The sequence below is a fragment of the Sphingobium indicum BiD32 genome, from assembly GCF_000382885.1.
In the GTDB taxonomy this organism is placed as follows: Bacteria; Pseudomonadota; Alphaproteobacteria; order Sphingomonadales; family Sphingomonadaceae; genus Sphingobium; species Sphingobium japonicum_C.
The window spans coordinates 1-4,219 of record NZ_CAVK010000036.1 but is presented as its reverse complement, the minus strand read 5'-3'; the positions used below and the strand labels follow the sequence as shown (position 1 = coordinate 4,219).

At 60.1% G+C, this 4,219-nt stretch carries 4 protein-coding genes and 1 tRNA gene; 1 reads left to right on the top strand and 4 read right to left on the bottom strand.

The genetic code is table 11. The features are described 5' to 3' along the window. Positions 1 to 52 precede the first annotated feature (52 nt). The 3 genes from EBBID32_RS23425 to EBBID32_RS03350 form a co-directional block, all read right to left on the bottom strand. Complete coding sequence (locus EBBID32_RS23425) at positions 53 to 1,129, bottom strand: type I restriction enzyme HsdR N-terminal domain-containing protein (protein WP_081628020.1); 1,077 nt, start codon at positions 1,127 to 1,129, stop codon at positions 53 to 55. Positions 1,130 to 1,259: 130 nt separating this feature from the next. Continuing rightward, on the bottom strand, positions 1,260 to 1,703 hold the full coding sequence (locus EBBID32_RS03355; RefSeq protein ID WP_006950755.1) for an NfeD family protein: 444 nt from the start codon (positions 1,701 to 1,703) through the stop codon (positions 1,260 to 1,262). Positions 1,704 to 2,064: 361 nt separating this feature from the next. Continuing rightward, on the bottom strand, positions 2,065 to 3,036 hold the full coding sequence (locus EBBID32_RS03350; RefSeq protein WP_037488536.1) for an SPFH domain-containing protein: 972 nt from the start codon (positions 3,034 to 3,036) through the stop codon (positions 2,065 to 2,067). Positions 3,037 to 3,112: 76 nt separating this feature from the next. On the opposite strand from EBBID32_RS03350, the gene EBBID32_RS03345 reads away from it, so the two are divergent. Further along, a complete protein-coding gene (locus EBBID32_RS03345; protein WP_006950753.1) occupies positions 3,113 to 3,928 on the top strand; it encodes an HpcH/HpaI aldolase/citrate lyase family protein in 816 nt (271 codons plus the stop codon). Positions 3,929 to 3,938: 10 nt separating this feature from the next. Here EBBID32_RS03345 and EBBID32_RS03340 read toward each other — a convergent pair. Beyond that, positions 3,939 to 4,029 (bottom strand) — tRNA-Ser (locus tag EBBID32_RS03340). Positions 4,030 to 4,219 lie beyond the last annotated feature (190 nt).

The following is a 4,219-nucleotide window of genomic DNA, read 5'->3' as shown; positions in this document are numbered from 1 at the left end:
GGGGTGGGGGTGGTTGATCCGTGGGTGGGGTAGAGGAATCGTGATAACGTTATCAGGATTCTAGGGCTTCAATGAAGCGCACAGCAAATTCTCCAGACCCGCCAAGCGTTGCCGTTTCAGGTACGCTGGCCAAAATCATTTGCACCATGGGATTTGAGGCGGAAGTAGGCTTGTGGAAGCGAAACTGATAGTCAAACGATACGATGCCTTTGAATTGGCCTTCTTCAAGAAAACCTATGGCTTCCGAGAAAACATCAAAGGTGATTGCGAATGGACTTGGTAATGGAGCCATTCCCGGAACGTCCAAGATTTCTCCCTCAGGGACGCCCCCGAATTGAACATTCTTAAAAATGGTCGGAGCTTCGCGATCATTTGAAATTTCTGCCGAAGACGTTGCGAATTCAAACCGATCTAAGCCAAGTCGTTCGTTCAGTTTTCGCGATGCTCCTGTTAGGCTCAACACACGCAGAGATGCCTTAATTCGTCCATCGGTTTGCCTCTCGACAAAACCCTCAGTAATCGGCGCTACAGAATCGGTTATCATGTCGTTTTGAAGAAGCGGGTGATCTGAATAATGTTGGCCGTAGACCACCTCTCCCCCCAAAACTTGAAGTCTTGGGGGTAATCCTTTTCCGAGCGGTTGACCGATCGGCGGGGTCAGTCGGGCCGCGTATTTCTTGATCGCATCGAATTCAAGTATGGCGCATATTTGGGTTCTAAGGTCTTCAATATCTTCGTAAGACCAACGGAGAAGCGGTCGTTCCAAACGACTAGTCATGAAAAGCTGATAGTCGCGCCCATTTGTAACAAGAAAATATAGAGCTGCTATTTCAGGATGTGCAGCATATGTATGAGCTTGATCTATGTCATCTTGCCTAATATTCCGACTTGGTGCTTTGAACTCAACTACCCATCGTCCGTAAGAAATGGCTTCGCAAATATAATCTGCTTTGCCAAGTGCGGCATCCTTTGCTGGCTTTTTTCTACCAAGGAACGACTTATCGTAACGGAGCGGTATCTCTGTCCGAATTGTAGCTTGAGTTCCGTGCTTATAGCCAAGGCTCTCCAGAAATGGTCTTACAATCGCTTCTCGAACGTCAGTCTCATTCATAGAGTCAAAGTCTGGCATGTCGCCTCCCTGCCTGAAAGCTAGGAGTGAGATAGAAATCAGTCAAAGCGGATTTTTGAAATAACTGCCACGATCTGAGTTCAGCACGATACGACAAACTATAAACGGCCATAAACGGCGCAGTCCCGCCTTAAAATCCCTCCACCCGCAACACCGTCCCCTCAGCCGCGACCACGCGCACCCGTGTGCCGACGGCTGCGTCCGCGCCTACCGCGCTCCAGACGCTGTCGCCGACTTTGACGCGACCTTCGCCGCCCGCGATGGCGTCCACCACGGTGACGGTCTGGCCGATCAGGCGGGCGGTGCGGTCGTTGAGGAGGGGGTCGGTGGAGGCGACGGGGTGGTCGGTGTACCAGCGGCGGCCGGCCCACACAGCGGCGACGCTTAAAGCAGCGAACAGCAGCAGTTGCAGCGGCAGGCCGATGGGGAGGGCCAGCGCAGTCAGGCCGGTGATGGCGGCGGCGATGGCGATCCAGATCAGGAACACGCCGGGGATCATCACTTCGGCGATCCCCAGCAAGGCGGCGAGGACCAGCCAGGCCCAGTGATCTTCAAGCAGGGTGGTTAGGGTCATGGGGCGGGGGTCCGATGGTTGGGTGCGGATGAAATCTTATGCCGTTCGGGCCGAGCCTGTCGAAGCCGCGTCCTTTCTTGTCCGAAGAAAGAAAAGTAGTCCTTCGACAGGCTCAGGACGAACGGGTTTGGGGGTGTGGGCACAAGGTCCGTTCGTTTCGAGCGTAGTCGAGAAACCTGTGCGCAACGTTTAGCTTCGCTGAACTCGGCTTTACCTCGTTTCTCGACTTCGCTCGAAACGAACGGGGGTAGTGGTGCAGGACTGGCACTTTGCCCAGACGATGGCCCCCACCCCAACCCTTCAAACGAGTCACGTGCCTCGTTTGAACCTGAAGGGGAGGGGCTTATCGCACCCATCGCCCCTACCCCTGGCTCTGGCCGAACGGCCCACGGCGTGGCGCTGGCGGCGGCGGCGTTGGCGTGTTGTCGCCGCCCAGGGCTTCCCGCGCCAATGCGCCGATGCCGCCCAGCGTGCCGATCAGCTGGGTGGCTTCGACCGGGAAGAGGATGGTCTTGGCATTGGGGCTGGTGGCGAACTGGCTGACGGCTTCGGTATATTTTTGCGCGATGAAATAATTGAGCGCCTGCGGGTTGCCTGCTGAAATCGCGTCGGACACCATCTGGGTCGCCTTGGCTTCGGCTTCCGCTTCCCGCTCGCGGGCTTCTGCGTCGCGGAAGGCGGCTTCGCGGCGGCCTTCGGCCTGCAATATCTGGCCCTGCTTCTCGCCCTCGGCGCGCAGGATTTCGGCGGCTCTTGCGCCTTCGGCGTCCAATATGTTGGCGCGCTTTTCGCGCTCCGCCTTCATCTGGCGCCCCATGGCGTTGACGATGTCGGCGGGCGGGCGAATATCCTTCAGCTCGACGCGGGTGATCTTGATGCCCCAGGCATTGGTGGCATGATCGACCACCGAGAGCAGCCGCGCGTTGATCTCGTCACGTTTGGAGAGGGTTTCGTCCAGGTCCATCGAGCCCATGACGGTGCGCAGGTTGGTGGTCGCCAGCTGCATGATCGCGACATAGAGTTCGGACACTTCATAGGCCGCCTTGGCCGCGTCCAGCACCTGGAAGAATACGACGCCGTCGACCGACACCATGGCATTATCCTTGGTGATGATCTCCTGCCCCGGAATGTCGACCACCTGCTCCATCATGTTGATCTTGCGTCCGACGGCATAGAAGAAGGCCGGGTAGAAATTGAGGCCCGGCCGGGCGACTTCGGTGAAGCGACCGAAACGTTCTATGGTATATTGATAGCCCTGCCGCACCACCTTCACACTGACGGCAAGGTAGAAGAGGACAAGCGCGGTGAGAGTGAGGGCGAAGGTCGTCAGCATCATTTTCTCCCCGAAACAGGGTTGGACTATGCGCCTTATTCGTTAACGGGGAAAGTCAAACCGAGGAGAGTGTTCCATGCTGCTGCGCCATGCCCGTTCGCTGCTGTTCCTGCCCGCGTCCAACGCGCGCGCCATCGCCAAGGCGCGGACATTGCCGTGCGACATGGTGATATTGGACCTGGAGGATGCGGTGCCCGATGATGCCAAGGAGGCCGCGCGGGCGGGGGCCGTGGCGGCGCTGGCGGAGGGCTTTGGCGCGCGCCTGACGGGTGTGCGGATCAATGTGGAGGGGACACCCTGGCACGGGGCCGAGATGGTCGCGATGAAGGCGGCGGCGGTCGATTATGTCGTGCTGCCCAAGGTGGAGAGCGCCAAACAGGTGCGCGACGTGTTCAGCGTGGCGCAAAAGCCGGTGATCGCGATGATCGAAAGCGCGAAGGGCGTGCTGGCCGCACCGGGAATCGCTGCGGGCGAGGGGTGCGCGGCCTTGTTCATGGGCGTGAACGACCTGCGCCGCGACCTTGGCATACCGGCGGGCGCGGGGCGTGAGGGGCTGAGCCACGCCATGCAGGCCGTGGTGCTGGCGGCGCGGGCGGCGGGCATCGCGGTGTTCGACGGCGTCTATAACCGGCTGGATGATCTCGATGGGCTGGCGGCGGAATGTGTGGCGGGGCACCGCCAAGGCTTTGACGGCAAGACGCTGATCCACCCCGCACAGGTGGCGGTGGCGAATGGCGTGTTCGGGCCGGACGCACAGGCGCTGGCCGACGCGCGGCGGCTGATCGAGGCGGCAACCGGCGGGGCAGAGCGGTTCGAGGGGCGGATGATCGAATCGATGCATGTCGAGGAAGCCCGCGCGCTGGTCGCACGGGCGGACGCGGTGGGGGCGTAGGGGGATAAGGTGGCGGAGCGGCAGGGATTCGAACCCTGGATACGCTTTTGGCGTATACTCACTTTCCAGGCGAGCGCCTTCGACCACTCGGCCACCGCTCCGCATTGCACTGGAAGTCGCGCTCCCTATCGCGGCGAAGGCGGCTAGGCAAGGGGATGCTTTACTTTCCTGCGTGGCCGCGCTCTGATCGGGGCATGACACGCTTTTTCGCGCCCGCGCTGCTCGCCTTGCTCGTCCCTGCCGCCGGAATCGCGGCTGACCCGCCCGCAACGCCCACCGCTGTCGTGGCGG